This is a genomic window from Ciceribacter azotifigens (assembly GCF_048159625.1).
Taxonomy (GTDB): Bacteria; Pseudomonadota; Alphaproteobacteria; order Rhizobiales; family Rhizobiaceae; genus Allorhizobium; species Allorhizobium azotifigens.
This window is the reverse complement of record NZ_JBLQTA010000050.1, coordinates 1-2583: the sequence shown is the minus strand read 5'-3', so window position 1 is coordinate 2583 and position 2583 is coordinate 1. Positions and strand designations below refer to the sequence as shown.

At 58.2% G+C, this 2583-nt stretch carries 2 protein-coding genes and 1 pseudogene; all 3 read left to right on the top strand.

Translation table 11 applies throughout. From position 1 onward, the window contains the following. Positions 1 to 527, top strand: a pseudogene (locus ACM6UT_RS23135) (hypothetical protein); the annotation flags it as partial. Between the two features lie 16 nt (positions 528 to 543). Next, positions 544 to 1947, top strand: a complete 1404-nt coding sequence (locus tag ACM6UT_RS23130) for a UDP-glucose dehydrogenase family protein (RefSeq protein ID WP_416799624.1) — start codon at positions 544 to 546, stop codon at positions 1945 to 1947. A gap of 27 nt (positions 1948 to 1974) precedes the next feature. Further along, positions 1975 to 2532, top strand: coding sequence for a DUF995 domain-containing protein (locus tag ACM6UT_RS23125; RefSeq protein ID WP_416799623.1), 558 nt, complete (start codon positions 1975 to 1977; stop codon positions 2530 to 2532). Positions 2533 to 2583 lie beyond the last annotated feature (51 nt).

The following is a 2583-nucleotide window of genomic DNA, read 5'->3' as shown; positions in this document are numbered from 1 at the left end:
TCATCCAGATTGTCGCGCTGATCTCATCCAGATTGTCGCTCTACATGCGCGGTCGGGTCGCGGGCTTCCGCATCACGCCAAAAGGCCAAGAGGTTATTTCGCGGGTACCCTTTCTGGTGTTCGCGCCTTATCTTATCCTCGCCCTTGTTCCCGCCCTAACGGCCTGGTTGGTCCGCGACCCCGGCACCGCTGCCGGCTTCTACCTGTTCAACATCATGAACGCCCTCCTTTATGGTGGTCTCACGGTCCTCCTGCTGGTCCGTCACAGTCTGGAAAACGGGCTCGGCGTGCTGCCGCGAACCAGGCGAACCTTTCGCGTGATAGTCCTGTTTGCATGTATCGCTGGCAGTGTCAGCCTCGCCATATACGACAATGGACTGGAGGGACTGGAAGCCTGGAACGAGGGCCTAACCACGTTCACCCTGACCCGGCGGATCTACTCCTATTCAGGCGCCGGGCAATCGACGTCCGAAAAACCTAGACTGATATTCGAGCCGCGTTGGAATCCCCGCAACCAAGAGAATTGATATCGGAGTGCTATCAATGGTTGGAAAGAAACTGGCAGTCGTTGGCACTGGTTATGTTGGTCTGGTCGCAGGGGCATGCTTTGCCAAGATCGGCCATGACGTGATCTGCGTGGACATCGACGCGGATCGGATCGAGATCCTGCAAAAGGGCGGCATACCTATCTACGAGCCGGGCCTCGAAACACTGGTTCATGAAGGCGTGGCCGCCGGGCGGCTGAAGTTCACGACGAAGATCGCCGACGCGGCGCCGTGCGATGCCGCGTTCATCGCCGTCGGCACGCCCCCCCGAAAAAGCGATGGCGCGGCGGACCTGTCCTTTGTATATGACTGCGCGCGCGAACTCGCGGCCATCCTTAAGCCAGGCGCAGTGATTGTGGACAAGTCCACGGTTCCCGTCGGTACGGGCGACACCGTCGAACGGATCGTGAGGAAAACCCGTCCAGACGTCCCAATCTACGTCGCATCCAATCCTGAATTCCTGCGCGAGGGATCCGCGATCATCGATTTCCTGGAGCCGGACCGCATCGTGATCGGATGCAGCGACAAGGCGGCTGAGGATATACTGGCTGCGGTCTATGCGCCGTTGGTGGACAAGGGCCACCGCCTGATCAAGACCAAGCGCCGTAGTGCTGAACTCATCAAGTATGCCTCGAACGCCTTTTTGGCGACCAAGATCACCTTCGTCAACGAGATGGCCGATCTGTGTGAGGCAGTAGATGCGGACATTGCGGAGGTGGCACTGGGCATGGGAACGGATAGTCGCATCGGCCCACAATTTCTACAGGCTGGTCCCGGCTATGGCGGATCGTGCTTCCCGAAGGACACGTTGGCGCTCGTGCGTACCGCACAGGAGTTTGGTGTCAGCCTGCGGATCGTGGAGCAAACTGTGACAGCCAACAATGCTCGCAAACGGCGTATGGCACAGAAGGTGCGTCACATCCTGCACGGAAATGTGGAGGGCAAGAAGATTGCCGTGCTCGGACTGACATTCAAGGCCGACACAGACGACATGCGTGCTTCTCCCTCCATACCAATGATCGAGCTCCTGCAGAACGCGGGTGCCAAAGTCCATGCTTACGATCCTGAAGGGATCGAGCAGGCGAAGATGGTCCTGACTGACGTCACTTACCATCTTGATCCCTATCAATGCGCGCAGGATGCCGACGCGGTTATTATTATGACCGATTGGGAAAGTATAAGACACATCGATCTGGCGAAGCTCGCCTCGGTAATGCGGTCGCATGTGCTAATCGACTTGCGTCGGGTCTATCCCCCGGAAGAGGCAGCGAAACATGGCTTTACGATTGAAACTATCGGACGAACCGGCCTGGAGCCCAGCCCGATCTCCGAATTCGAGCCGCATTTCATGCATTCGGACCTAAACGTCCATACGCGGCAAGCGGAAGAACAGACCGCATAGGCAGCGTTCATTTGAGGAGGACTGGAAATGGTTTCTGCCTTGAACAAGATGCAAGCCGACACAGCTCCCCGCCGGCTTGCGGGCTATGTCCTGGCTCTGATTGTTAACATTGCATTCGGAGTGGGGGCAGCCCCCGCGCAGCAACCCTTGCCCGCCGATGGCCGGCCCCTCACGGCGGTTGAGCTATTAACGCTGGTCAAGGGGCGTAGCTGGCAATGGAGCGACGGTGCCGGATACTTCTCAGACGAGGGAAGGCGGTTCACCGCCTTCACGCGTAGCAAGAATGGCGCGACCTATGCCGAGGGCCGTTACCGCCTGACCGACGACGGGCGGCTCTGCTTCATCGCGGTGTGGCATGGCGCTGGCGGAGAAGCTGATGCCACTACCTGTTTCCTGCACAAGCAGGCCGATGGCGTCATCTACCAGCGCCGCCAGGATGGCGGCGATTGGTATCCATTCCAGCACACTCCGCTACTCGAGACCGATGAGTATGCGAAGTTCACGAATGAGGACCTCGTATCCAGCGAGTACGCGAAGATAAAAGCCGAACTGGACGCCAAGGGTAAAGCTCAGAAAGGAAACTGACGATGAGTGGAGTTGCCCCTTAAAAACCGGACAGGATCAGGTTTCGGTTTG